Raw genomic sequence first — 24112 nt, 5'->3', positions numbered from 1 at the left:
TCAGCCGGCCGGACGCAGCAGCAGCGTACCCAGCGGCGGCAGGTCGAGCAGCAGCGACTGCGCCTGGCCATGGGCGCCGCACGACTCGCTGGAGACGCGGCCCTGGCTGCCTGAGCCGGAACCGGCGAACGCCTGGGCGTCGCTATTGAGCAGCACGTCCCAGTCGCCGCCTTGCGGTACGCCGATCCGATAGCCCTGGCGCGGCACCGGGGTGAAATTGTGTACCGCCAGCAGCGATGGCTCGCCGGCCGCGTGGCGCAGCCAGGCGTAGACACTGTTCGCCTGGTCGTCGCCGATCAGCCATTCGAAGCCGAGCGCCTCGCCGTCGCGCGCATGCAGTGCGGGGAGTTCGCGGTACAGCCGGTTGAGGGCCGCCACCAGGTCCTGTACGCCCTGATGCTCCGGATAGCGCAGCAGGTACCAGTCCAGTTCGCCGTCGTGGTTCCACTCGCGCCACTGGCCGAACTCGCAGCCCATGAACAGCAGCTTCTTGCCCGGGTGCGACCACATGAAGCTCAGGTACAGGCGCAGGTTGGCGAACTTCTGCCAGCGGTCGCCGGGCATCTTGTCCAGTAGCGAGTGCTTGCCATGTACCACCTCGTCGTGGGAGATCGGCAGGATGAAATGCTCGGAGAAGGCGTAGAGCAGGCCGAAGGTCAACTGGTGGTGGTGATAGCGCCGGTGCAGCGGGTCTTCGCTGATGTACGCCAGGCTGTCGTGCATCCAGCCCATGTTCCACTTATGGCTGAAGCCCAGGCCGCCCTCCGCCACCGGACGGCTGACGCCGGGCCAGGCGGTGGATTCCTCGGCGATCACCAGCGCGCCGGGGGTTTCGCTGGCGACCACCTGGTTGAGGTGATGGAGGAAGTCGATGGCCTCCAGGTTCTCCCGGCCGCCATGGCGGTTCGGCAGCCATTCGCCTTCCTTGCGCGAATAGTCGCGATAGAGCATCGAGGCCACCGCATCCACCCGCAGGCCGTCGACGTGGTAGGTGCGCAGCCAGTGCAGCGCCGAGGCCAGCATGAAGCCGTGCACCTCGCTGCGGCCAAGGTTGTAGATGTAGGTATCCCAGTCCTGGTGGAAGCCTTCGAAGGGATGTTCGTACTCGTACAGCGCCGTGCCGTCGAAACGGCCCAGGCCGTGGGCGTCGGTGGGAAAATGCGCCGGCACCCAGTCGAGGATCACGCCGATGCCGGCCTGGTGGCAGGCGTCGACGAACGCGGCGAAGTCCTCCGGCGTGCCGTAGCGCGCGGTGGGGGCGAACAACCCGAGCGGCTGGTAGCCCCAGGAGCCGCCGAAGGGATGTTCCATCACCGGCATCAGCTCGATATGGGTGAAGCCGAGCTGGCGCACGTAGGGAATCAGCTCCTCCGCCAGTTCCGACCAGTGCGGCGGCCGGCCGTCGCGGTGGCGCCAGGAGCCGGCGTGGACTTCATAGATCGACAGCGGTGCCGCATAGCCCTGGCGCTCCGCGCGCCGGGCCAGCCAGTCCTGGTCGCGCCACTCGTGGCGCAACGCCGCGCAGGTCTTCGAAGCGGTTCCGGGCGGCGTCTCGCAGGCCAGCGCCAGGGGGTCGGCCTTCAGCGGCAGGAGGCCGTCGTGGCCCTGCAACTCGTACTTGTACAGTTCGCCCTCGCCGAGGCGCGGGACGAACAGTTCCCAGACGCCGGATGGATAGCGTCGTCGCATCGGGTGACGGCGCCCGTCCCAGCCGTTGAAATCGCCGACCACCGAGACGCGCACGGCGTTCGGCGCCCAGACCGCGAAGCGCACGCCCTCCACGCCTTCGTGACGGGTCAGTTGCGCGCCCAGGCAGGAGGCCAGTTGGCGGTGGTTGCCTTCGGCGAACAGGTAAAGGTCGAGTTCGCCGAGCAACGGCCCGAAGGCATAGGGGTCTTCGCTTTCCTGCACGCCGTCCGGCCAGTGCACGCGCAGGCGGTAGCGCGGCGGTAGGCGCTCCAGGCGGCGCTGGAACAAGCCGCTGCCGGGGTCGCTCTGCTCCAGTTCGGCGAGCGTCGCGCCGTCTTCGTCGAGCAGCTCGACGCGCTGCGCGCCGGGCAGGTAGGCGCGCAGCACGCCGCCTTCGCCGCCGGGGTCGCGCTGCGGGCCGAGGAAGGCGAATGGATCGCCCTGCAGGCCGCGCTGCAGCTTGTCCAGCTCCAGTTGCCAGCGTTCGCGTTCGGACATCGGTTCGCTCATCGGTTCTTGCCCTTCAGGAGGTGTTCGGTGAGTTCGGCCAGACCGGCGAGAGGCACTTCCAGCCAGTCGGGGCGGTAGTCGGCTTCGTAGAGCAGTTCGTAGGCGGCCTTTTCCAGGCAGGCCAGGGCCAGCGCCGCGCCCTCGCCTTCGCGGCCGTGCCAGGCGTGCGCGAGGCCCGCTGCGGCGGCGCGGTAGCCGACCAGGAAGGCGTCGCGGGCTTCGCTGCGATAGCGCATGGCGACCTTGCGCCGGGCGCTGTCGGCCTGTTCCGAGCTATCGGTGCTCTGCGCGTTGCGCAGGACCATCGCCGCCGCGTAGTCGAACGAGCGCAGCATGCCGCCGACGTCCTTCATCGGACTGTGGCGCTGGCGGCGCTCTTCCAGGCTGCGCGCCGGCTCGCCCTCGAAGTCGATGAAGCGTGCGTCGCCCTGGACCATCAGCACCTGGCCCAGGTGCAGGTCGCCGTGAACCCTGATCAGCAGCCCGCCGGCTGCCTGCCGGGCCAGCAGCGGCAGGCGTTCGAGCAGCACCGGCAGGCGTTCCAGCAGGCGCCGCGCCTGTTCCGCCGCCTCGCCCTGCAACGGCCGTGGCGGCTCGCTCAGGCGTTTGCCGGCTTCGCGCAACTGTTCGGCGATGCGCAGCGCCCAGGCCTGGACGCTGGCTTCGTCGCTCTCGCGGCTGCCGAAGGCCGGATCGTCCGACTCGCCGGCCAGTACGCTGTGCATCTCGCCGAGCCGGGCGCCGAGGTTGGCGGCGAAGCCGCGCAGTTCGGCGAGGCTGTCGTATTGCCCTTCGAGCGCCTCGCTGGCCGCGGATATCTCGTCGCGCACGGCTCGCTCCAGGTTGTCCAGGGTCCAGTTCCAGGCGTCGCCCTGGTTGTTCAGGTAGCCCTGCAGGATCATCAGCGTGTGCGGCTCGCCATCCGCGCCGACCCGCCGTACCTCGCCGAGCAACGGGGCGATGCCGGGGTAGCCGTGGCGGGTCAGGTAGCCGCCGACCTCGATTTCCGGGTGCAGCCCCGGAAGGATCTTGCGCAGCACCTTGAGGACCATGCGCTCGCCGAAGCGGATCGAGCTGTTGGACTGTTCCACCGAGAACGGCAGGACGTCTTCGTCGGCGATGTCGTCCAGTTCCGCCAAGCCCGCCGCCGGGACGAACTGGATCTCGCCGTCGCCGTGGGCGATCACCGCCTCGGCGCGGAGTTGCGCGAGGACCTTGCGGGCGAACAGCGGCAGGCTGGCGGCGTCGGTCAGCAGGCCGACCTTGCGCCCGCGCCGCAGGCGCGCCAGGGCCAGCAACTGAGGCAGGCTGTCGCCGCGCTGGTCGGCGTCGAGGAAGCCCAGCGGCAACTGGTAGCGCAGCCCGTCGATCTCCACTTCGCACAACGCACAGCGCGGCTCCGCCTCGTCCAGTGGAACGATGTAGCAGAGCCGTGGCTGGCCTTTCTCGCCGGCGAACCAGCGGCGCTTCGGCAGGTAGGCCGGCAGCGTCTCGCCTTCCAGGATGTTCCGCGATGCGCCCTGCAGCAGCTCGCCGAGGCGCTGCTTGACCACCAGGGTCGGCAGTTCCGGCAGGCGCTCGTCGGCGGCCACGTGCCAGCTCGGCATCTGCGTCGCGTCGGCCAGGTAGAACCAGTAGAAGCCGTAGGGCGGCAGGGTCAGCAGGTAGGTCAGCTCGCCGATCGGCGGGAACGACATGCCGCCGATCATCTCCACCGGCACCTTGCCGGCATGGCTGGCGAGGTCCAGTTCCACCGCCTGGGCCGCGCGCGACAGGTTGGCCACGCAGAGGATGCTGTCCTGCCGTTCGCCCTCGGCGTATTCGCGCAGGTAGGCGAGGATCCGTCGGTTGCTCGGCGCGAGCATCTTCAGGCTGCCGCGGCCGAAGGCCTTCTGCTGGCTGCGCACGGCGAGCAGGCGGCGCATCCAGTTGAGCAGCGAATGCGGGTCGCGCGCCTGCGCCTCGACGTTGATCGTCTGGTAGCCGTACAGCGGGTCGAGGATCGGCGGCAGCACCAGCTTCGCCGGGTCGGCGCGGGAGAAGCCGCCGTTGCGGTCCACCGACCACTGCATCGGGGTCCGCACGCCGTCGCGGTCGCCGAGGTAGATGTTGTCGCCCATGCCGATCTCGTCGCCGTAGTACAGGGTCGGCGTGCCCGGCATCGACAACAGCAGGCTGTGCAGCAGCTCGATGCGCCGCCGGTCACGCTCCACCAGCGGCGCCAGGCGCCGGCGGATGCCCAGGTTGAGGCGCGCGCGGCGGTCGGCGGCATAGTGGTTCCAGAGATAGTCGCGCTCGTCGTCGGTGACCATCTCCAGGGTCAGCTCGTCGTGGTTGCGCAGGAAGATCGCCCATTGGCAATTGGCCGGGATGTCCGGGGTCTGGCGCAGGATGTCGGTGATCGGATAGCGATCCTCCTGGGCGATGGCCATGTACATGCGCGGCATCAGCGGGAAGTGGAAGGCCATGTGGCATTCGTCGCCCTCGCCGCCATCCTCGCCGCCGAAGTACGGCCGGGTGTCTTCCGGCCACTGGTTGGCCTCGGCCAGCAGCATGCGGTCGGGATAGTGCGCGTCCAGCTCGGCGCGGATGCGCTTGAGCACCTGGTGGGTCTCCGGCAGGTTCTCGCTGCTGGTGCCGTCGCGTTCGATCAGGTAGGGAATCGCGTCCAGGCGCAGGCCGTCGACGCCCATGTCCAGCCAGTAGCGCATCACCCCGAGCACCTCGCGCAGGACCTGCGGGTTGTCGAAGTTCAGGTCCGGCTGGTGGGAATAGAAGCGGTGCCAGTAGTACTGTTGGGCTACCGGGTCCCAGGTCCAGTTGGACTGCTCGGTGTCGATGAAGATGATCCGCGTACCCTGGTATTTCTCGTCGCTGTCCGACCAGACGTAGTAGTCGCGGGCGCGCGAGCCCTTCTTCGCGTGGCGGGCGCGGATGAACCAGGGATGCTGGTCGGAGGTGTGGTTGATCACCAGCTCGGTAATCACCCGCAGACCGCGTCGATGGGCCTCGGCGATGAACCGGCGGGCGTCGGCGAGGCTGCCGTAGTCACTGTGCACGCCACGGTACTGGGCGATGTCGTAGCCGTCGTCGCGGCGTGGCGACGGGTAGAACGGCAGCAGCCAGAGAGTGTTCACGCCGAGGTCGGCGATGTAGTCGAGCTTCTCGATCAGCCCGGCGAAGTCGCCGATGCCATCGTTGTTGGCGTCGTAGAAGGATTTCACGTGGACCTGGTAGATCACCGCGTCCTTGTACCATTGCGGGTCGTTGAGAAAGACCGGTTTCTCGCGTCTGGCCATGGGTTTCTCCTTATGCGTCGACGCGCCGCACGCGCCAGATGCCGAACGGCAGGTGCCAGGGTTCGATGCGCATCCACTGGACCTTGCCGTGCCAGACCCAGCGATGCCCGTTCATCAGGTCCTCGCCCTGGAGGCTGGCGTCGTCGGGCAGGCCGAACTCCCACAGCGGCAGTTCGAAATGCGCCTCCTGGGCTTCGTGCGGGTCCAGGCAGACCGCCACCAGGACGAAGTTGGCGAGGTCCGCGGTACGCTTGCCGAAATACAGGATGCGGTCGTTCCAGGCGTTGTAGGCCTGGAACCCGAGGTGCGTCTGCAATGCCGGGTTTTCCCGGCGGATGCGGTTGAGCCGGGCGATCTCGGCGACGATGTTGCCCGGCGCCTGGTAGTCGCGCGGACGCAACTGGTATTTCTCCGAGTCGAGGTACTCCTCCTTGCCCGGCAAGGCCGCCGCCTCGCACAGCTCGAAGCCGGAGTACATGCCCCACAGCCCCGAACCCATGGTCGCCAGGGCGGCACGGATGAGGAAGCCGGGGCGGCCGGAGCGTTGCAGGAACCAGGGATTGATGTCCGGGGTGTTGACGAAGAAGTTCGGCCGGTAGCAGTCGCGCCAGGGTGGCTGGTTGAGTTCGGCGAAGTACTCCGCCAGTTCCTGCTTGTCGTTGCGCCAGGTGAAATAGGTGTAGCTCTGGCTGAAGCCGACCTTGCCCAGGCGCGCCATCATCGCCGGACGGGTGAACGCCTCGGAAAGGAAGATCACCTGCGGATGGCGGCCGCGCACTTCGGCGATCAGCCACTCCCAGAACGGCAGTGGCTTGGTGTGCGGGTTGTCGACGCGAAACAGCGTCACGCCCTGCTCGACCCAGCCCAGCACCACGTCGCGCAAGGCTTCCCACAGGCTCGGCAGGGCCTGTTCGGCGTAGAAGTCGACGTTGACGATGTCCTCGTACTTCTTCGGCGGGTTCTCCGCGTAGCGCAAGCTACCGTCCGGACGCCAGGCGAACCAGCCGGGATGCTCGCGCAGCCAGGGGTGGTCGGGGGAGCACTGGATGGCGAAGTCCAGCGCCAGTTCCATGCCGTGCTCGCGCACCGCAACGAGCAGCCGGCGGAAATCCTCGCGGTCGCCCAGTTCGGGATGGATCGCCTCGTGGCCGCCCTCCTCGCTGCCGATCGCATACGGGCTGCCGGGGTCGCCGGCCTCGGCACGCAAGGAATTGTTGCGGCCCTTGCGATGGGTGCGGCCGATGGGGTGGATCGGCGGGAAATAGAGAACGTCGAAGCCCATCGCGGCGATCTGCGGCAGGCGCCGGATCACGTCGTCGAAGGTACCGTGGCGTGTCGGGTCGCCGCTTTCCGAGCGAGGGAACAGCTCGTACCAACTGGCGAAGCGCGCCAGCGGTCGCTCCACCTCCAGCGGGTATTCGCGGCTGCGCACCAGGTGCTCGCGCGGGCCGACCAGACGCAACAGTTCGCCGGTCTGCGCCGCCAGCCACAGCGCCACCCGCTCCTCGACGCTCTGGCAGGCCTGCAGGCGTTCGGCCAGCGGCGCACAGGCGGCGGCGATCTCCGGACCGCCGCGCTCGGCGCAGCGCTGCAGCAGTTCGTCGCCCTCGCGCAGCTCCAGGTCCAGCGGCAGGCGCGCGCCATGCTTGGCGCGCAGTTCGCGGCGGTAGCCGGCAAAACGGTCGATCCAGGCTTCGATGCGGAAGTACAGGCGGCCGCAGGGCGGCGTGCGCAGCTGCGCGCTCCAGAAATCGTTGCCTTCGGGCAGTAGCGGCAGGCGCCGCTCCGCGGTTTCCCCGACACGCCGCCAGACCACCTCGGCACCGAGTACCTCATGGCCATCGGTGAAGATTCGCGCGGCCAGGCGCAGGTCGCGGTCGCTCTCGGTCTTCGCGGGATAGGCGCCCTCTTCCACCACCGGGCTGACCGACTCGATGGCGATACGGGGCTGCTGGATGGCGATGACCAGCGGATCATCGTCGCTGTTGCGGACAATCGAACTCATCGAGGCGCGCTCCTCCGGGACGTGGGTTCGGCGATGGGTCGCGAGGCTTCCGCCGGCCTCGAATGGCCGGCGGCGCGGACGATCATTGATTCCGAGCCCGCCGGCGACCGATTGGTTCAGGTTGATTTACCCAGCGGTTCGCCTCAGGCCTTGCGCCGCGAACGCGAGGCACCGGACTTGGCGCGACCCTTCGCGTCGGCCCCGGCCTTTTCGCTACCCTTGTCCTTGCCGCCGCCGGCGCGGGAACGCAGGCTGCGCTTGAGCAGGTCGGTGAGATCGATGATGTCGGCGCCCTTGCCGGCCACCTCCTCCTCTTCCTCCACCGCGTGCAGTTGGCCCTTGGCGGCCTTTTCCTCGACCAGCTTCATGATCTTGTCGCTGAAGCTGTCCTTGTATTCGTCCGGCGCCCAGTGGGAGGCCATGTCCTCCACCAGGCGCTTGGCCATCTCCAGCTCGCGCTTGTCGAGTTTCGCCTCGGTGACGCTTTCGTCCAGCTCCAGGCCATCCAGGCTGCGCACCTGCGACGGCCAGCGCAGAGTGATCAGCACCAGGGCGTCCTCTAGAGGCCGCAGGAGCGCCAGGTGCTGGCGGGTGTGCAGGACGACGTTGGCCAGGGCGACCTTGCCGGTGCGCTCCAGGGTCTCCCGGAGCAGCGCGTAGACCTTGCCTCCGCGCCGGTCGGGGGCCAGGTAGTACGGGGTATCGAAGTGCTGCAGGGGAATTTCCTGGCTATCGACGAAAGCGAAGATCTCGATGGTCTGGGTCGACTTGGGATGCGCCGCGCGGATTTCTTCCTCGCTCAGCACCACGTAGCGACCCTTTTCGTACTCCACGCCCTTCACGATGTTCTCGCGCTCGATCTCCTTGCCGGTGACCTTGTTCACCCGTTTGTAGCCGACCGGCTCCATGCTGCGCTGGTCGAGCCAGTCGAAATCGATGCCCTGCGACGAGGTCGCCGCCGACAGGCTCACCGGTATATGCACCAGGCCGAAGCTGATCGCGCCTTTCCAGATCGCACGCGCCATGCCGGTTTCCTCCTCTTGGTGGTTACAGCGTGCCGCCGTCCGCGTAGCGCACGCGGCCGTCGGCGGCGATGTCGGTGATGCGCTGGAGCAGGTTGTCGGCGGCGGTCTCGGCGTCGCTCAGGCAACTGCAACCCGGGGTCACTACCCACAGCATGCGTACCGCCGCGCCACGCCGCTTGGGCTGATAGAGGATCAGGCCGACCGGCTGGCAGCGCTCCTGCATCGCGTCGGTCCAGGCGGTACAGGCGTCGAAGTCCTTGAACATGACGGAACTCTCCTCAATGGCTATCGGAAGATGGCGGCGAACGGTTCAGGCAGGCCAGGACATGCAGCACCAGTAGCGCCAGGACCGTCCCGAGTACCGCGGTACCCTGGTGACCGAGTCCGACCGCGACGCCTATGGCGGTGCTGGCCCAGAGTCCCGCCGCGGTGGTCAGGCCCCTGACCCGGCTTTCCCGACCTGCCTTGAGGATGGTGCCGGCGCAGAGGAAGCCGATGCCGGCGACGGTGCCCTGGATCACCCGGCTCAGCGCGTCCGCCCCGCCACCCTGCAATTGCAGCGGCATGACGAACAGCGCCGCGCCGAGGGTTACCAGCATGTGCGTGCGCAGGCCGGCGGCCTTGCCGCTCTGCTCGCGCTCGTAGCCGAGTACCGCGCCGAGCGCCGCCGCCAGCAGCAGGCGCAACGCGGCGCGGGCGGTCTGCTCGAAGTCGGCGAGATCGGCGAACTCCTCGCCGAGGATCTTCCACAGCGTCTCCCAGGCGCTCATCGGCGTTGTATCCCGCTGTAGCGCAGGGCACCGCAACGCAGGCAGCGCTCGCAGTCGAAGGTTTCCTCACCCAGTCGCAACGCCGGTTGCCGGCACCAGTCGCAACCGCCGATCAGGCAACGCAAGGTCATCCGGGTCCTCCCGCCGAATCGCTCGGCCAGCCGCCCTTTCCAGCTGTGACCGACGAGACGACGGGAAGGTGCGATCGGATTCGCCAGCGGCGCTCCTCAGGCGGGGATCGCCTTGGTCGCCGCCTCGCGCTGCCAGATCCGGTGCTGCATCAATGCCTGGCGCAGACCGGGGAAGACATCGGTGGCCGTGGCGCCGAGCACCACGCCGGGGTCGCCAGGCAACGAAAGCTGGCTGGCCAGCGCCTGGGCATCGCCAGCGAAGGCCACTGGCTTCAGGTGCTTGTAGGCTTCCAGCAGGTAGTGCAGACCGCGTCCGTCCGCGCCGATGGCCTGGCTGCTGGCCGCGCCACCAGGCACGAAGACCGCGTCGAAGGCTACCGACGGCAGGCCGTCCCAGGTTCCCTCCGGGATCAGTTCGGCACCGTTTTCGGCCTGCACCGGCGAAGCGCTGGGGGCGATCAGCTTGGCGTCCGCGCCCTCCTGGCGGAGCGCGTCGCGTAGGTCGCTGACGTCGCTCTCGGCGACGCCGTCGGCGATCAGGATCGCCACCTTGCGCGAACGGATGTCGCCGGACAGCAGGTTCATCTGGCTCAGCGCCGGCGACGGCTTCGGCTGCGGTGCCGGGTTGGCCGGCGCGGCGAGCTGCACACCGACGTTCGCCGCGACCCTGGCGGCCAGTTGCGGATCGATGTTGAGGAGTATCTGGTTGACTTCGCGCTCACGGATCGATTGCCGCTCGACCTTGGACAGTTCGAAGCTGTAGGCGGCGACGATATGCGCCTGCTCGGCCTCGCTCATGCTGTGCCAGAACAAAGCGGCCTGGCTGAAATGATCGGCGAAGGAGTCGGCGCGCTTGCGCAGCTTGCTGCCGCTGACCGGCTCGTGGTAGCTGGAGAAGCCGCCGTTGCGCGCCGCCGGCGGGGTTTCCTTCGGCCAGCCGCCGTCGATCGAGTTCGGTTCATAGGAAGCCCGGCCGCGGTTGATGGTCTGCCGGTGCGGCGCGTCGCGCTGGTTGTTGTGGAACGGACACAGCGGGCGGTTGATCGGGATTTCGTTGAAGTTCGGCCCGCTCAGGCGCAGCAGTTGGGTGTCGGTATAGGAGAACAGCCGACCCTGCAACAGCGGGTCGTTGGTGAAGTCGATTCCGGGGACCAGGTGGCCGACGTGGAACGCCACCTGTTCGGTCTCGGCGAAGAAATTGTCGGGGTTGCGGTTGAGTACCATCCGTCCCACCACCCTTACCGGCACCAACTCCTCGGGCACCAGCTTGGTGGGGTCGAGCAGGTCGAAGTCGAAGCTGTCCTGCTGGTTCTCCGGGATCACCTGCAGGCCCAGTTCCCATTCGGGATAGTCGCCCTTCTCGATGTCCTCCCAGAGGGTCCGCCGGTTGAAGTCGGGGTCCTTGCCGGCGAGCTTCTGCGCCTCGTCCCAGACCAGCGAGCAGGTCCCGGACTTCGGTCGCCAGTGGAACTTGACCAGCACGCTCTCGCCGGCCGCGTTGACCAGGCGGAAGGTGTGCACGCCGAAGCCCTGCATGTTGCGGTAGGCGATCGGAATGGCGCGATCGGACATCAGCCACATGACCATGTGCGCCGACTCCGGGGTCAGCGAAACGAAGTCCCAGAAGGTGTCGTGGGCAGACGCTCCGGTGGGAATCTCGTTGTGCGGTTCGGGTTTCACCGCATGGACGAAGTCCGGGAACTTGATCGCATCCTGGATGAAGAACACCGGCATGTTGTTGCCGACCAGGTCGAAGTTGCCTTCGTCGGTATAGAACTTCACGGCGAAGCCGCGTACGTCACGCACCGTATCCGCGGACCCGCGCGGCCCCTGCACGGTGGAGAAACGCACGAAGACCGGGGTACGCTTGCCCGCCTCGGCGAGGAAGCCGGCCTTGGTCAGGTCGCTGAGGTCCTCGTAGGCCTCGAAGTAGCCATGCGCCGCCGAGCCACGAGCGTGGACCACGCGCTCGGGAATGCGCTCGTGGTCGAAGTGGGTGATCTTCTCGCGCATGATGAAGTCTTCGAGCAACGACGGTCCGCGCTCGCCGGCCTTCAGGGTGTTCTGGTTATCGGCGATGCGGGTGCCGGTATTGGTGCTCAGGGCCTCTCCGGTGGCGTCCTCGCGATAGGCCTCCAGCTGTTCCAGCTTGGCGTTGCTGTTGCCACGGTCGACGGTGTCGGTGCCGGCCGCCTGGCTGCGCTGCTCGTTGTTCTGCTCGCTCATCGGTTTCCTCTCCTCATCCTGGGCATGAAAATGGGGCGGATGCCTCCCTGCTCCGCCCCATTCACTTCACTGCGCGGTTATCAGTTCCCGCCGTGGCTGCGCTGGCCACCTTTCTTGCCAGCCTCGGAGGCCCGCTGCGGATCGTTCTTGAAGTTGCCGCCGCTGGCCTGGCCGCCCTTCTTGCCGGCCTCCGAAGCACGTTTCGGGTCTTCCGCGAAGTTGCCTTTACCACCTTGATGCTGTGCCATTTCTATTTCCTCCGAATAATCTCTTCAGAACAGATTTCATGGACGCATGCGTTGCGCATGCCCTAACTCTGAGAGGGTGTTTCGCCAGGGGTTCAGATTATTTTCAGCGAATGAAAGCGAAGCGTTTTGCCAGCATGTTTCGAGCGCAATCCATAGGGTTCAAAGATCCTTGCCTTATTCCATTGCCAGCATTGACAGAAATCCCAGAATTGCGTCAGATGAAAGCCCGCACATCTCGGAGGAGCACCATGAAACCCTACGAGCATCCGGCCTACAGCGATCCCGTGGTAAGCAACGAAGAACCCGATCGCGATTGCCATGAATGGAATTTCGAACCGGGAGACAGCGATCAGGAACCCTACCCCGAATATCATGGAGCGAATACCGAAGAAGCCCCAGGCGGAGGCACTTAATTATTCTTTTCTATTGCAACCCCTGACATTCCGATAGACCCATTCAATAATTAATCGTCGAACTTTAAAACAAATGGAACTCGCCATGGAAAACAGTGACGAAGTGCGATTCCAGCACTATTTCATTTCTCTCGTCGAACAGGTGGCGAAACCGCTTTTCGTCGACTCCTGCGAAGAGGCGCGCAGCTACGGCCTGGACTGCAACGTGGACCTCGACCTCGACGAGGACGGCCATCCTCGCCTGCGCCTGGAAGTCGGCGAGCCGGGAGGCGAGAAAAGCCACTACAGCCTGCTGGCGATTCCCGGCGAGCGGGTCATCCATCGCCAGTACCTGGCCGGGGCCCAGGAATGGCACAGCCTGCCGGCCGAGCTGGCGTCGATCAACCCGATGGTGCTGGACAGCGAGCTGGCGGTATTCTTCCGCCGCGCCTTCGACCTTCGCCTGGAGGGCCCCGAACGCCGTCACCCGGCCGGCTTCTGGTAAGGCCCTTCATAGCTTCCAGATATCCCGGGCGTATTCGCTGATCGTCCTGTCGGCGCTGAACCAGCCGATCCGCGCCACGTTGAGCAACGCCGAGCGCCACCAGCGATCGGGCTCGCGCCAGACTTCCTCGACCCGGCACTGCGCATGCCAGTAGGCCTCGAAGTCGGCGCAGAGCATGAAGCGGTCGTCGTGCACCAGGCCGTCCACCAGCCCTTCGTAGCGGCTGCGGTCGTCGGCCGAGAACAGCCCGCTGCGGATCGCCTCCAGGGCTTCCTCCAGCCGCGGCGAGGCCGCGATCACCCCGCCCATCTCCAGCTCCCCGGCTTGCCGGCGCTGCTCCACCTGCTGGGCGCTGAGGCCGAAGATGAACATGTGTTCCAGGCCGATCCGCTGGCTCATCTCGACGTTGGCGCCGTCCAGGGTGCCGATGGTCAGCGCGCCGTTGAGGGCGAACTTCATGTTGCTGGTCCCGGAGGCCTCGAGCCCGGCGGTGGAAATCTGCTCGGAGAGGTCCGCCGCGGGAATGATCGCCTCGGCCAGGCTGACGTTGTAGTTGGGCAGGAACACCAGCTTGAGCAGGCCGCGCACGGTGGGGTCGTCGTTGATGGTGCGGGCGATGTCGTTGGCCAGCTTGATGATCAGCTTGGCCTGGTGGTAGCTGGCGGCAGCCTTGCCGGCGAAGATCTTCACCCGCGGCACACGGTCGGCGGTCGGGTCGTTGCGGATCTCCTGGTACAGCGCCACGGTGTGCAGCAGGTTGAGCAACTGCCGCTTGTATTCGTGGATACGCTTGATATGCACATCGAACAGCGCTTCCGGCTCGATCGCCACGCCGAGGCTGTCCAGCACCAGGCGCGCCAGGGCGGTCTTGTTCTGCCGGCGCTGCTCGGCGAAGCGCGCCCGCAGCCTGGCGTCCTCGACGTGCTCCTCGAGGTCCGGCAGGCGCCGTTCCGGGGTGTCCAGCAGGTCGGCGCCGAGGGTCTCCACCAGCAGCTCGGTCAACCCCGGGTTGGCCTGGAACAGCCAGCGGCGGAACGACACGCCGTTGGTCTTGTTGCTGATGCGCTGCGGATAGAGGCGATGCAGGTCATGGAACACGGTTTCGCGCATCAGCTCGGTGTGCAATGCCGATACCCCGTTGATCTGGTGCGAACCGAGGAACGCCAGGTTGCCCATGCGCACCCGCCGGCCGTGGCCCTCCTCGATCAGGCTGACCGAACGCAACAGGTCGAAGTCGTGGATGTCCTGGGCACGCAGCGCGTCTATATGGAAGGCATTGATCAGGTAGATGATCTGCATGTGGCGCGGCAACAGGCGCTCCATCAGCGCCACCGGCCAGGATTCCAGGGCTTCCGGGAGCAGCGTGTGGTTGGTGTAGGACAAGGTCGCCACGCTCAGCGCCCAGGCGTCCGGCCAGGCCAGTTGGTGCACGTCCACCAGTTGCCGCATCAGCTCGGCGACGGCGATCGCCGGGTGGGTGTCGTTGAGCTGGATCGCCACCTGTTCCGGCAAGCTACGCAGGTCGTGATGATGGCGCAGGTGGCGGTCGAGCAGGTCCTGCAGCGAGGCTGAGACGAAGAAGTACTCCTGGCGCAGGCGCAGTTCCTGACCGGCCTCGGTGCTGTCGGCCGGATACAGCACCCGCGAGATGCTCTCCGCCTTGACCACGTCGACCACCGCGCCGATATGGTCGCCGGCGTTGAAACGGTCCAGTTGCAGATCTTCCTCGGCGCGAGCGCGCCACAGGCGCAGGGTATTGACGCTGGCACGCCGCCAGCCGACGATCGGCGTGTCGTAGGCGATCGCCCGGATCCGCTCGTCCGGCCGCCAGATGGCTCGGCCACTGTGCTCGCTGTCGACCTGCACGCTGCCGCCGAAGTCGATGTAGTAGCTGACCTCGGGTCGTTCGAACTCCCAGGGATTGCCGAAATCCAGCCAGGTCTCGGTCTGCTCCTGCTGCCAGCCGTCGGTCAGCACCTGGCGGAACAGGCCATGCTCGTAGCGGATGCCATAGCCATGCGCGGGAATGTCGAGGCTGGCCATGCTTTCCATGAAGCATGCCGCCAGGCGTCCGAGGCCGCCGTTGCCGAGCGCCGCGTCCGGCTCCAGGGCAACGATCCGCTGCAGGTCGACGCCCAGCTCGGCAAGGGCCTGGCGGGTTTCCTTGAGCAGCCCGAGGTTGCCGAGGTTGTCCAGCAACAGGCGACCGATGAGGAACTCCAGGGACAGGTAGTAGACCCGCTTGCGCGCGGGCGCTTCGCCTTGCGGGGTGGCCTCCTCCCAGTGGTCGATGATGTGGTCGCGCACCGCCAGGGCCACCGCTTCGAACCAGTCGTGCGGGCAGGCGGTGGATGGGTCGCGGCCGACGCTGTAGCGCAGCTTGGCGAGGATGCTGGCTTTCAGGGTCTGGACCGTGCTCGGGGTCTGGTCTTGGCTGTCGGGCATCGCCGGGCTTCCTTCCGGCCCGCCGCTGCAGGCCGGTGCTTGCGGGGTTTTCTCAGGCGCTCTTGCGTACCGGCACGGCGGCCGCCGCGCTTTCCTGGCGCAGGCGGTCGAGCAGGTCGTGGCCGGCCAGGGTCAGGTGGTGGACCACCCAGTGCTCCTGGCCGGTCCAGGAATGCTGGACGCTGCCGCAGAGCAGTTGCGCCTGGTTGAGCAACTGCAAGTGGTAGGCCACCGCCTCGCGGCAATGACCGGGCAGCTCGCGCGCTTCCCAGTGCTGGCCGAAGCCAAGGCTTTCCAGATGCTCCAGCAGATCCCTGATCAACCCCCAGTCGCGTTTCATCGCCGTGCTCCTTGTCTGCGTCGCGGCCGGCCGTTCCGGCTACCTAGAAGCGGAGTCGCGGCGGCCGCGATGGTTCATTCTTTTTCGCCGGCGGCCCGCCTGGGCCGCACGACGGAACCGCCGGGCGCCGGCGTCAGTCGGGAGGAATGTCGTTGCCAACGGTCGGTGCGCGAACTGGCGCGAGAGCTGGAGCGCAGCTTCACTGAGCAGTGACCTTTCCCGTATTCCGGCAGGAGCGCTCCGATGCAGGCTTTCATGGTTCATTTCTCAGACGCCGGACAACCCGGCCGGACCGTGCTCACCACTTTCGCGCCAACCCTCAGCACCAGCGAGGCGCACGTTCGCCTGCAACTCTGCTATCCCCTGCTGTTCCCGCAGCGTCTGAGCGCGGTGCGGGTCTACCCCCTGCTGCCGGCGGCGGCACGCGAGTGAACGCGGCCGCCGGGGCGCCTCAGCCGTTGACCACCGTACCGCCGTTGACGTGCAGCACCTGGCCGCTGACGTAGGACGAGTCGTTACAGGCCAGGTAGACGTAGCTGGCGGCCAGCTCTTCCGGCTGGCCGGGCCGGCCCATCGGCGTATCCGCGCCGAAGTGGGCGACCTTCTCGGCGCTGAAGGTGGACGGGATCAGCGGCGTCCAGATCGGGCCCGGGGCCACGGCGTTGACGCGGATGCCGCGGTTGACCAGGTTCATCGACAGCGAGCGGGTGAACGAGGTGATCGCGCCCTTGGTCGAGGAATAGTCGATCAGCTGGGGGTTGCCCTTGTAGGCGGTGATCGAGGTGGTGTTGATGATCGCCCCGCCCTTGCCCATCAGCGGCAGGGCCGCCTTGGTCAACTGGAACATGCCGAAGATGTTGGTGCGGAAGGTCTTCTCCCACTGCTCTTCGCTGATGTCCTCCAGGCGCGCCTGCGGATGCTGCTCGCCGGCGTTGTTGACCAACACGTCGAGGCGCCCCCATTTCTGCCTTAGCGTGTCCACCACCTGGCGGCAGAATCCGGCGTCGGCGACGTCGCCGGCGAACGCCAGGCACTGGCGGCCGAGCGACTCGATGATCTCGCGGGTCTTCGCCGCGTCTTCGTTCTCATCCAGGTAGACCAGCAGCACATCCGCCTTCTCGCGGGCGAAAGCCACCGCCACCGCGCGGCCGATACCACTGTCGCCGCCGGTGACCAGGGCCACCTTACCCTCCAGCTTGGCCGCCGGACGGTAATCGGCGGAAACGAACTCCGGCTTCGGCTGCATCTCGCTTTCGTGGCCGGGACGTTGGTCCTGGTGCTGCGCCGGCAGGGTCTGTCGCTGTTCGCTCATGGTGGTTTCCTCTCTGTCGGACGCCTCAGGCGCGTTCGCCGCGCAAGGCGCGTTGATGGAATTCAGGCAGGCGCCGCAGCGCCCAGCGGGTGGCTTCCCGGCGCATCCGCGCGGGGTCGCCGTGGAAGCGCTCGCGGCGCGAGAACAGGGCGAGGCCGGCGGGCAACCGGAAGGCCCAGGCGAAGCACACGGTACCGGGCGGGATGCCGTCCTTCGCTTCACTGCCGAGCAACCCCGTGACCGCCAGCGCGGCGCTCGCCGGACTGCGTTGCAGGGCCGCCCTGGCCATGGCCTCGGCGACCTCCACGCTGGTCAGGTTGAAACGCTCCAGCCAGTTCGGGTCGAGCCCCAGCAGGGCAAGCTTGGCCGCCGGCGAATAGACGACGAAGCCGCCTTCCATCACCTTGCCGCTGCCGGCCACCGCCGACAGTTCGGCGCTGATCTGCCCGGCAGTACAGGATTCCGCGGTGATCAGGCTGAGGTCGGCGCTACGCAGGTAGGCCACCAGGCGAGAGGCCTCGTCCGCGAGTTGCAGGTCGGGCATGGCACGCTCCTCAGGGCGAGATCGGGTCGCTGGCGGGAAAGGTCTCCTTCAACGCATCGTCCAGCTGGCGATCCTCCGCCACCTGGGGCCGGGTGGTGCCGCCACAGGGGCAATCGGCGTCGCCACACGGCTCGCCCTGGGGGTGGCCGCTGGCGCAGGCCGCGCAGCAATAGTGCTGGCCGTCGCGTTCGACGGCATCGGCGCCGGGCTGGCAGGTGCATTTGGGACAGGCACAGGTTTCGCTGTTCATGGGCAGTCTCCAGTGGGGTTCACTTGCTGTGTTCCGGTGAGGTCACCGGGCGCAAGCCACGGGGGCCGGTCCAGCCCCAGAGGACCAGGCCGAGCACGGGCAGGAGCAGGATCAGCAGCGACCAGCCGAGCTTGCGACTGGCGGAGCTGTCGCTGCGGAGCACGCTGTTGATGGCCCAGGCATCCACCAGGAGCAACAGGACCAGCAGCGCGAGGATCAGGTAGGCGGTATCCATCGGGGGCCTCCTCGGCATCTCGTTGCATGGTGGAGGCCCTGTGCGCCGGGGGAGTTCCGCCTTTTTCGCGGACGGTCAGCCGCGCCCGAGCTGGCGCCGCATGGCCGCGCTGATGCGCTGGCGGGTGCCGGCGTAGTCGGCCCAGGGATCGTCGCCGGCGAGTTCGTCGAGGCGCTGCGGCAGACTGCGCAGGTTCCATTGGTTGGCGCCCTGCAGCGAGTCGAGTTCCTCGCGGAACACCGGTACCGACACCGGCAACCCTTCGCGGGCACGCACCGAGTAGGCGGCCACGGTGCTGGCGCCGCGGCTGTTGCGCAGGTAGTCGACGAAGATCTTGCCGACCCGGTTGCGCGGCCCGGAAACCGCCGAGAAACGCTCCGGCATCAGGCGCGCCAAGTGCTGGGAGATGGCCTGGGCGAAATCCTTGACCTCGTCCCAGCCATGCCGGCGCTCCAGCGGCACCAGCAGGTGCATGCCCTTGCCGCCGCTGGTCTTGAGGAAGGCGCGCAGGCCCAGCTCGTCGAGCAACGTCAGGCTCAGCTGGGTCGCTTCGAGCATGCGCTTCCACGGCAGCGCCGGGTCCGGGTCGAGGTCGAGGACGAAACGGTCGGGCCGCTCCAGGTTGGCCAGGCTGGCGTTCCAGGTATGGAATTCGATGCTGCCCATCTGCACCGCGCCGACCAGCGCCTCGGCGCTGCGGATCTGCAACAGCGGCGGATGACCGGGATCGAGCGCCGGGTCGAGCTGGACGATGCCGGGGATCTTCAGGCGCGCCGCGTGCTTCTGGAAGAACAGTTCGCCGCCGATTCCGTCGGGGCCGCGCACCAGCGACACCGGGCGCTCGCGCAGGTCGCGCAGGAGCAGGTCGGCGTAGCGCGCATGGAACTCGGCGAGTTCCAGCTTGCTGGCCTGGATCGACGGGTCGATCAGCCGCTGCGGATGGCTGATGCGCACGCCGGCGGTGGCCGCCCGCGACGCACCGGCGCCGGCCTTGCGCGCGCCGCGCAGCGACGGCGGGCCGGCGGGACGCTCGCCGGTCACCTCGCGCGCCGGCTTGTCTTCGCGCAAGCCGTGGAACACTGCCTGGCGGATGATCCCGCCACGGGTCATCTGCGCATAGGAAACCTCGCACAGCTGTTGCGGGCGCACCCACTGCACCGACCCGGTCTCGCGCGCCGGCGGCACCTTCGCCAATGGGCTGGAGCGGACCGCGAGGGGTTCCAGGCGCTCACGGACCTTCTTCAGGCTGGCCGCGGTGAAGCCGCTGCCGACCTTGCCGGCATAGCGCAGCCGGCGCTCCTCGTCAGGGCTGTAGAGGCCGAGCAGCAAGGCGCCGATATGCCGGCGAGAGCCCTTCGGCTCGGTATAGCCGACGATCACGAACTCCTGGCGCAACTGGCACTTCAGCTTGATCCAGTCGTTGCTGCGGCGCGAACGGTAGGCGCTGCCCAGACGCTTGCCGATCACGCCTTCGAGACCGAGCTTGCAGGCGCTGGCCAGCAGGTCGCGGGGGTCTTCCGCGAGCGTCGCGGAGAACCGCAGCGGGTCTTCGTCGCGCCCTTCCAGCAGCGCCTCCAGGCGCGCGCGGCGCTCCTCCAGGGCGACATCGCGCAGATCCTCGCCTTCGTGGTACGGCAGATCGAAGAGGACGTACAGGATGTTCTCGCCGCGACCTTCCTCGAAGGCGTTCTGCAAGGCCTGGAAGTCCGGTCGACCCTCCTCGTCGAGGACCACCAGTTCGCCGTCCAGCCAACTGCGCTGCAGACCGAGCCCGGCCAAGGCCTTCTCCAGGTGCGGCAGGCGTTCGGTCCAGTCATGGCCGTTGCGGGTCAGCAGGCGCACGCGGCCGTCTTCGATGCGGCTCATCAGCCGATAGCCGTCCAGCTTGAGTTCGTAGGCCCACTCCCCTCGCGGAGGCTGCTCGACCAGGCTGGCCAGCTCGGGGGCGATCCATTCGGGCATCGGCGTCTCCCCCCCGCTCTTGCCGCGTCGCGCCGGCCTGGCCGCGGGCGTGGCGGCTTCGCCATGGCGGGGCAGCAGCGTACGCTCGCTGAGCACGCTGTCGGGACGCTCCTTCAGCACGTCGAAGCGATCCAGGCTGCGCGCCTCGCCGTCCTTGGCCTTGACCAGGAACCACTGGGGCTGCTTGCCGCGCAGGTTGGTGCGGATCAGGTGCCAACGCCCGGAGAGTTTCTCGCCATCCAGAGCGAAGCTGAGATGGCCCTTTTCCAGGCCCTCGCGCGGATCGTCCAGAGGCGTCCAGGCGCCTCGGTCCCAGACGATGACATCGCCGGCGCCGTAGTGCCCCTGGGGGATGCTGCCTTCGAAATCGGCATAGTCCAGCGGATGGTCCTCAACCTGCACCGCGAGCCGCTTCACCGCCGGGTCGAGGCACGGCCCCTTGGGCACCGCCCAGCTCTTCAGGGTGCCATCCAGCTCCAGGCGGAAGTCGTAGTGCAGGCGGCTGGCGTCGTGCTTCTGGACGCAATAGCGGAGCAGCCCGGTGCTGTCCTTGCGAGGCTTGCGGCCGCTGGGCTCCGGGGTCTGGCGGAAATCGCGCTTGCGGGCGTACTCGGCGAGCGGCTTGCTGCTGGGCATGGCGGGCTCCTCGGTGGTCAGACGCCGGGGCAGACCGGCGCGCTGTGCAGGACCAGGTCGATGGCTTTCCCCAGTTCCTCCAGGGTCACCGGTTTGAGCAGCACCGGATAGGGTGCCGCCGGGTCGATGCCGACGCGAGCGCTGTCGCTGAGCAGGATCACCCGCATCCGCGGGCGCACCGGCAGGCTGGTTTCGATGAGCATGCTGCCGCTCAGAGGACCTTCGAGCTGCTCGCTGAGCAGGAACAGGTCGATCACCGCGTCCGAGGCCAGGTGGTCGAGGGCTTCGTCGCGACTCGCCGCGCTGAGCACCGCGTAGCCTCGATCGAGGAGGAATTCCTCGATCCGCCAGAGCTGGTCGGCGTGTTCTTCGAGGACCAGGACGATCTTGTTTTCTCCGTTCACCATGGTTCTCCCTGTCGGATTGTCAGGAAGGCTTCGCTGCAAGGTTCGCGCCGTCCGCCCCGCTTGCGCCGGAGCAGCGTGACCACGGCGATTAGGCGCGGGCTGATCGCAAAGTGCGATCAGCAGAGTGCCCGGAAGGCGCCTGTTCATCGTGCAGATTGCCCGACCCGCGCCGACCGCTGGTAAGCCCGCCGGCACCAACCACGTCGACCGGGGTCCAGCCTGAGAGACCGCGAGCGAAGGAGCCAGCCATGCGCCCTGCCCCAGAAGACGCCGCAGACGATGCGTTCGACCAGCGCGAGTATCCGATCCCGGAGCGCCTGGAAAGCCAGCGCCGCGCCTGGCGTTTCGAACGGGCGGGCCTGTGGGTCCTGCTCGGGGTGATCCTCCTGGCGCTGACCGGGGTGTTCGCCGGCGGGCCTCTGAGTTCGCGGACGCTGGTCAGCGACAGCGGCAGGCTGACCCTGGCCTACGAGCGTTTCGAACGCAGCGGCGCCGCCAGCCGCCTGCGCATCGATCTGCGCGGCGCGCCGGGCACCGAGGTTGGCGTGCGCCTGGGCGGCGGACTGCTACAGGCGCACAGCATCCAGAGCCTGCAACCGCAACCGCTGCGCAGTCACAGCTGGCGGGGTGGCCTGGAACTGGAGGGAAGGCTCGACGAAGACGGTCGCCTGAGCCTGTTCCTGATGTTGTTGCCGAACCAGCTCGGCGAAGTCGCCAGTCGACTGGAGTTCGCCGGCGAGAGCCTGGCCTTCGACCAGTTCATCTACCCCTGAGTCATCCTTTCCGAGGAGGCGCACGATGGATTCCGTACTGCGAGCCGCCGCGCTCTACCTGGTCCTGCTGGTACTCTTCCGCATCGCCGGGCGGCGTTCACTGACCGACATCACCACCTTCGACCTGCTGCTGCTGATGATCATCGGCGAAGCCACCCAGCAGGCGCTGCTGGGCGACGACTTCTCGCTGGTCAACGCGGTACTGGTGATCATCACCCTGATCGTCATCGACGTCGGTCTGTCCCTGCTCAAGCTGCGCCATCCGAAGCTCGACACCCTGATCGAGGGCTCGCCGACGCTCATCGTCGAGTACGGCAGGCCATTGCACGCACGCCTGGCCGAGGCCCGCCTGCGCGAGGAAGACATTCTCCTGGCCGCCCGCGAGACCCAGGGCCTGGAACGCATGGAGCAGATCCGCTTCGCCATCCTCGAGAAGAACGGCAAGATCTCGATCATTCCCGATCGCGGCGACTGACGCTACGCGCGTGGCGCATCAGCAGCGGCTGGATGCTCAGGCCGTGCACGCAGATGCTCAGGGCGACGAGGCTCAGCACCAGGTCGCTGGCGGTATGCGCGAGCGCCGTAGGCAGCCCCTGGTTCAGCGCGTAGCTGAGGTAGTACAGGCTGCCGATGCCGCGGATGCCGAACCAGCCGAGCAGGCGCCGCTGCGCCGGGTGCATCAGCCGCCGGCCGACCAGCAGCCAGACCATCGCCGGCCGGCACACGCAGAACAGCAGCAGCGCCAGCGGCAGCGCGCGCCAGTCCCAGTGCTGGTAGAGCATGGCGCCGAGCAGGGTCACCAGCAGCACTTCCAGCGAGCGCTCCAGCAGGTTGCCGAAGGAGAGCACGTCGAGCATCACCGCGCCGGCTGCCACCTTCGGGTGTTCGCTGCGGTCGGCGCCATACTCGATGGCGCCGCTGGCCTGCCCGGCCTCGCGCACGTCGGCGGCGGCCGCCTGCGCCTCGGCCGGTGCCGAGGCGTGTCCCAGCGTCGCCACCTCGGCGTGGCGCAGGCCGATCCCGGCGGCGAAGCTGGCGAGGAAGCCCCAGCCGCCCAGCGCGTCGGCGCCGACATAGGACAGCGCGATCAGCGCCAGGGCGAGGAAGTCGTTGGCCGACACCGAGGTGTCGGTGTGCCGCGCCCGCAGGTGGATGGCCAGGCGGCCGAGGCCATGGCCCAGGCAATAGCCCACCAGCAATCCGGCGGGGATGGCCCAGAGGACGTCGCGCAGCAGCCAGTCCAGGCCGCTGCGGTCGAACTCGCCAGGCAGGCCGCCGCCCTGACCGATCAGCAGCAGGGCGGCGATGACGAAGGGAAAGGCGATGCCGTCGTTGAGTCCCGCCTCGCCGGATACGGCGTAGCGCAGGCGATCGTCGTCGCCGGCGTGGTTGACCTGGATGTCGCTGGCCAGCACCGGGTCGGTGGGCGCGAGGATCGCCGCGACCAGCAAGGCCAGCCCCCAGTCCAGGCCGAACAGGAAATGCGCGCCCAGGGTAAGGCCGAGGATACAGCCGAGCAGGACCGGTCCGGCCAGCAGCCAGGCGGCGGTCCAGGCCGGCGAGCGCAGCGGCAGGCGCAGCTTGAGGCCGCCGATGAACAGCGAGATCAGCAGGGCCGCCTCGGCGAGGTGTTCGAACCAGCCGCTGATGTCCGCCAGGCCACTGCGCCAGGCATGCAGCCCGGCCGGGCCGATGGCCAGGCCGAACAGCAGGTAGAGGAACGAGGTGCTGACCGGCAGCAGGCGCAGGTAGGCCGAGGCCAGGCCGAGCGTCAGCAGGATGCAGCCCAGTACCAGCAACCACAGGCTGAAGCTCATGCCTGGCCAGGCTCCGCCCGCGGGGGCGTTACTTGGATGGGTGCGCCTTGGCCAGCGCGCGGGCCATTTCCAGGTGGTGCTTCAGGGCCGGCAGGTGGGTCTTGGCGAAGGCCTGCAGTTCCGGGTCGGTGAGGTTGTCTGCGGCCTGGGTGAAGAGTTCCACGGCTTTCTCGTGGGCCGCCACCTGGTTGTTGGCGTAGGCCGGGTCGAAGGAGGCGTCGCGCAGGTCGAGCAGGGTCGCCTTGGCCTTGTCGGTCAGGCTGGCGTCGTCTTCGACCTCCAGTTTCTTGCGCTCGGCCAGGCTGCGCAGTTCGGCGTTGACCTTGCCGTGGTCGTCGATCATCTGCTTGGCGAATACCTTCACATCGGCGGCGGTGCTCTTTTCCAGCGCCATCTTGCCGGCTTCGATTTCCGCCACGCCGGCCGCCGAGGCCTCGCTGACGAAGGTCTGTGGCGCGGTCTTGTTCATGTCCTGGGCGTTGGCGAAAGGCAGGGCCAGGACCAGCAGGAGCCAGGCGGCTCCCTTGAGGGGAAGGCTGATTGCTCTGTTCATGGTCGACTCCGTTGGCGTGACAGGGAAAAAATGCCGGG

At 67.6% G+C, this 24112-nt stretch carries 23 protein-coding genes and 1 pseudogene; 5 read left to right on the top strand and 19 right to left on the bottom strand.

The annotated features are described in order from the left end of the window. From glgB to HMPREF2914_RS11410, 9 genes are all read right to left on the bottom strand, one after another. On the bottom strand, positions 1-2199 hold the full coding sequence (gene glgB / locus HMPREF2914_RS11450) for a 1,4-alpha-glucan branching protein GlgB (protein ID WP_023091850.1): 2199 nt from the start codon (positions 2197-2199) through the stop codon (positions 1-3). After that, positions 2196-5498: a maltose alpha-D-glucosyltransferase gene (treS, locus tag HMPREF2914_RS11445; RefSeq protein WP_023091851.1), complete on the bottom strand. Its 3303-nt coding sequence runs from the start codon at positions 5496-5498 to the stop codon at positions 2196-2198. Before treS ends, glgB begins: the two co-directional genes overlap by 4 nt. Before the next feature lie 10 nt (positions 5499-5508). Further along, complete coding sequence (locus HMPREF2914_RS11440) at positions 5509-7503, bottom strand: alpha-1,4-glucan--maltose-1-phosphate maltosyltransferase (protein WP_003109862.1); 1995 nt, start codon at positions 7501-7503, stop codon at positions 5509-5511. A gap of 143 nt (positions 7504-7646) precedes the next feature. After that, positions 7647-8528 carry a non-homologous end joining protein Ku gene (locus tag HMPREF2914_RS11435; RefSeq protein ID WP_003109863.1) on the bottom strand — a complete coding sequence of 294 codons (882 nt, stop codon included), beginning with the start codon at positions 8526-8528 and terminating at the stop codon, positions 7647-7649. 22 nt (positions 8529-8550) lie between these two features. After that, a complete protein-coding gene (locus HMPREF2914_RS11430) occupies positions 8551-8793 on the bottom strand; it encodes a hypothetical protein (protein WP_003088922.1) in 243 nt (80 codons plus the stop codon). 13 nt (positions 8794-8806) lie between these two features. Continuing rightward, positions 8807-9298 carry an MgtC/SapB family protein gene (locus HMPREF2914_RS11425; protein WP_003088919.1) on the bottom strand — a complete coding sequence of 164 codons (492 nt, stop codon included), beginning with the start codon at positions 9296-9298 and terminating at the stop codon, positions 8807-8809. Next, positions 9295-9429, bottom strand: a complete 135-nt coding sequence (locus HMPREF2914_RS32955; protein ID WP_003088917.1) for a PSPA7_2676 family Cys-rich small protein — start codon at positions 9427-9429, stop codon at positions 9295-9297. Before HMPREF2914_RS32955 ends, HMPREF2914_RS11425 begins: the two co-directional genes overlap by 4 nt. Before the next feature lie 96 nt (positions 9430-9525). After that, positions 9526-11655, bottom strand: a complete 2130-nt coding sequence (gene katE, locus HMPREF2914_RS11415) for a catalase HPII (RefSeq protein WP_003088914.1) — start codon at positions 11653-11655, stop codon at positions 9526-9528. Positions 11656-11735: 80 nt separating this feature from the next. Further along, positions 11736-11903: a con-10 family general stress protein gene (locus tag HMPREF2914_RS11410; RefSeq protein ID WP_003088912.1), complete on the bottom strand. Its 168-nt coding sequence runs from the start codon at positions 11901-11903 to the stop codon at positions 11736-11738. A gap of 248 nt (positions 11904-12151) precedes the next feature. Here HMPREF2914_RS11410 and HMPREF2914_RS32630 point away from each other — a divergent pair, with 248 nt between their 5' ends. Both HMPREF2914_RS32630 and HMPREF2914_RS11405 read left to right on the top strand, forming a co-directional pair. Beyond that, positions 12152-12316: a hypothetical protein gene (locus HMPREF2914_RS32630; RefSeq protein WP_003088911.1), complete on the top strand. Its 165-nt coding sequence runs from the start codon at positions 12152-12154 to the stop codon at positions 12314-12316. 85 nt (positions 12317-12401) lie between these two features. Further along, positions 12402-12800 carry a hypothetical protein gene (locus HMPREF2914_RS11405; protein ID WP_003100818.1) on the top strand — a complete coding sequence of 133 codons (399 nt, stop codon included), beginning with the start codon at positions 12402-12404 and terminating at the stop codon, positions 12798-12800. Positions 12801-12806: 6 nt separating this feature from the next. Here the strand turns inward: HMPREF2914_RS11405 and HMPREF2914_RS11400 are convergent, their stop codons facing one another. Continuing rightward, positions 12807-15245: a glycogen/starch/alpha-glucan phosphorylase gene (locus HMPREF2914_RS11400; RefSeq protein WP_023091852.1), complete on the bottom strand. Its 2439-nt coding sequence runs from the start codon at positions 15243-15245 to the stop codon at positions 12807-12809. A gap of 52 nt (positions 15246-15297) precedes the next feature. After that, on the bottom strand, positions 15298-15585 hold the full coding sequence (locus HMPREF2914_RS11395; RefSeq protein ID WP_003088904.1) for a DUF2513 domain-containing protein: 288 nt from the start codon (positions 15583-15585) through the stop codon (positions 15298-15300). A 255-nt stretch (positions 15586-15840) separates the two neighbouring features. Between HMPREF2914_RS11395 and HMPREF2914_RS11390 the strand changes: the two genes are divergently transcribed. Beyond that, on the top strand, positions 15841-16017 hold the full coding sequence (locus HMPREF2914_RS11390) for a hypothetical protein (RefSeq protein ID WP_169057975.1): 177 nt from the start codon (positions 15841-15843) through the stop codon (positions 16015-16017). Between the two features lie 19 nt (positions 16018-16036). Here the strand turns inward: HMPREF2914_RS11390 and HMPREF2914_RS11385 are convergent, their stop codons facing one another. From HMPREF2914_RS11385 to HMPREF2914_RS11360, 6 genes and pseudogenes are all read right to left on the bottom strand, one after another. Continuing rightward, entirely contained in the window at positions 16037-16897 is an 861-nt protein-coding gene (locus HMPREF2914_RS11385) for an SDR family oxidoreductase (protein ID WP_003109865.1), read from the bottom strand. After that, positions 16894-17441, bottom strand: a pseudogene (locus HMPREF2914_RS11380) (CinA family protein). Before HMPREF2914_RS11380 ends, HMPREF2914_RS11385 begins: the two are co-directional and overlap by 4 nt. 10 nt (positions 17442-17451) lie before the next feature. Next, the gene (locus HMPREF2914_RS11375; RefSeq protein WP_003088895.1) at positions 17452-17691 is read right to left on the bottom strand and encodes a metallothionein; all 240 of its coding nucleotides are present in this window, start codon (positions 17689-17691) and stop codon (positions 17452-17454) included. 19 nt (positions 17692-17710) lie between these two features. Continuing rightward, positions 17711-17926 (bottom strand): PLDc N-terminal domain-containing protein, encoded by a 216-nt coding sequence (locus tag HMPREF2914_RS11370; RefSeq protein WP_003088893.1) that lies wholly within the window; start codon positions 17924-17926, stop codon positions 17711-17713. Positions 17927-18001: 75 nt separating this feature from the next. After that, entirely contained in the window at positions 18002-20524 is a 2523-nt protein-coding gene (ligD, locus tag HMPREF2914_RS11365; protein WP_023091853.1) for a DNA ligase D, read from the bottom strand. Positions 20525-20541: 17 nt separating this feature from the next. Next, positions 20542-20931 carry a response regulator gene (locus HMPREF2914_RS11360; protein ID WP_003088884.1) on the bottom strand — a complete coding sequence of 130 codons (390 nt, stop codon included), beginning with the start codon at positions 20929-20931 and terminating at the stop codon, positions 20542-20544. Between the two features lie 248 nt (positions 20932-21179). Between HMPREF2914_RS11360 and HMPREF2914_RS11355 the strand changes: the two genes are divergently transcribed. Continuing rightward, entirely contained in the window at positions 21180-21704 is a 525-nt protein-coding gene (locus HMPREF2914_RS11355; RefSeq protein ID WP_003109867.1) for a hypothetical protein, read from the top strand. A 25-nt stretch (positions 21705-21729) separates the two neighbouring features. Then, the gene (locus tag HMPREF2914_RS11350; protein ID WP_003088873.1) at positions 21730-22179 is read left to right on the top strand and encodes a DUF421 domain-containing protein; all 450 of its coding nucleotides are present in this window, start codon (positions 21730-21732) and stop codon (positions 22177-22179) included. Here HMPREF2914_RS11350 and HMPREF2914_RS11345 read toward each other — a convergent pair. Both HMPREF2914_RS11345 and HMPREF2914_RS11340 read right to left on the bottom strand, forming a co-directional pair. Then, positions 22157-23521 carry a cation:proton antiporter gene (locus HMPREF2914_RS11345; protein WP_003109868.1) on the bottom strand — a complete coding sequence of 455 codons (1365 nt, stop codon included), beginning with the start codon at positions 23519-23521 and terminating at the stop codon, positions 22157-22159. The two genes, HMPREF2914_RS11350 and HMPREF2914_RS11345, sit on opposite strands and share 23 nt — an antisense overlap. A gap of 28 nt (positions 23522-23549) precedes the next feature. After that, on the bottom strand, positions 23550-24074 hold the full coding sequence (locus HMPREF2914_RS11340; RefSeq protein ID WP_003088871.1) for a DUF4142 domain-containing protein: 525 nt from the start codon (positions 24072-24074) through the stop codon (positions 23550-23552). Between the last annotated feature and the right edge of the window lie 38 nt (positions 24075-24112).

The sequence above is a fragment of the Pseudomonas sp. HMSC067G02 genome (assembly GCF_001813485.1).
In the GTDB taxonomy this organism is placed as follows: Bacteria; Pseudomonadota; Gammaproteobacteria; order Pseudomonadales; family Pseudomonadaceae; genus Pseudomonas; species Pseudomonas aeruginosa.
This window is presented reverse-complemented; position numbering and strand designations above follow the sequence as displayed.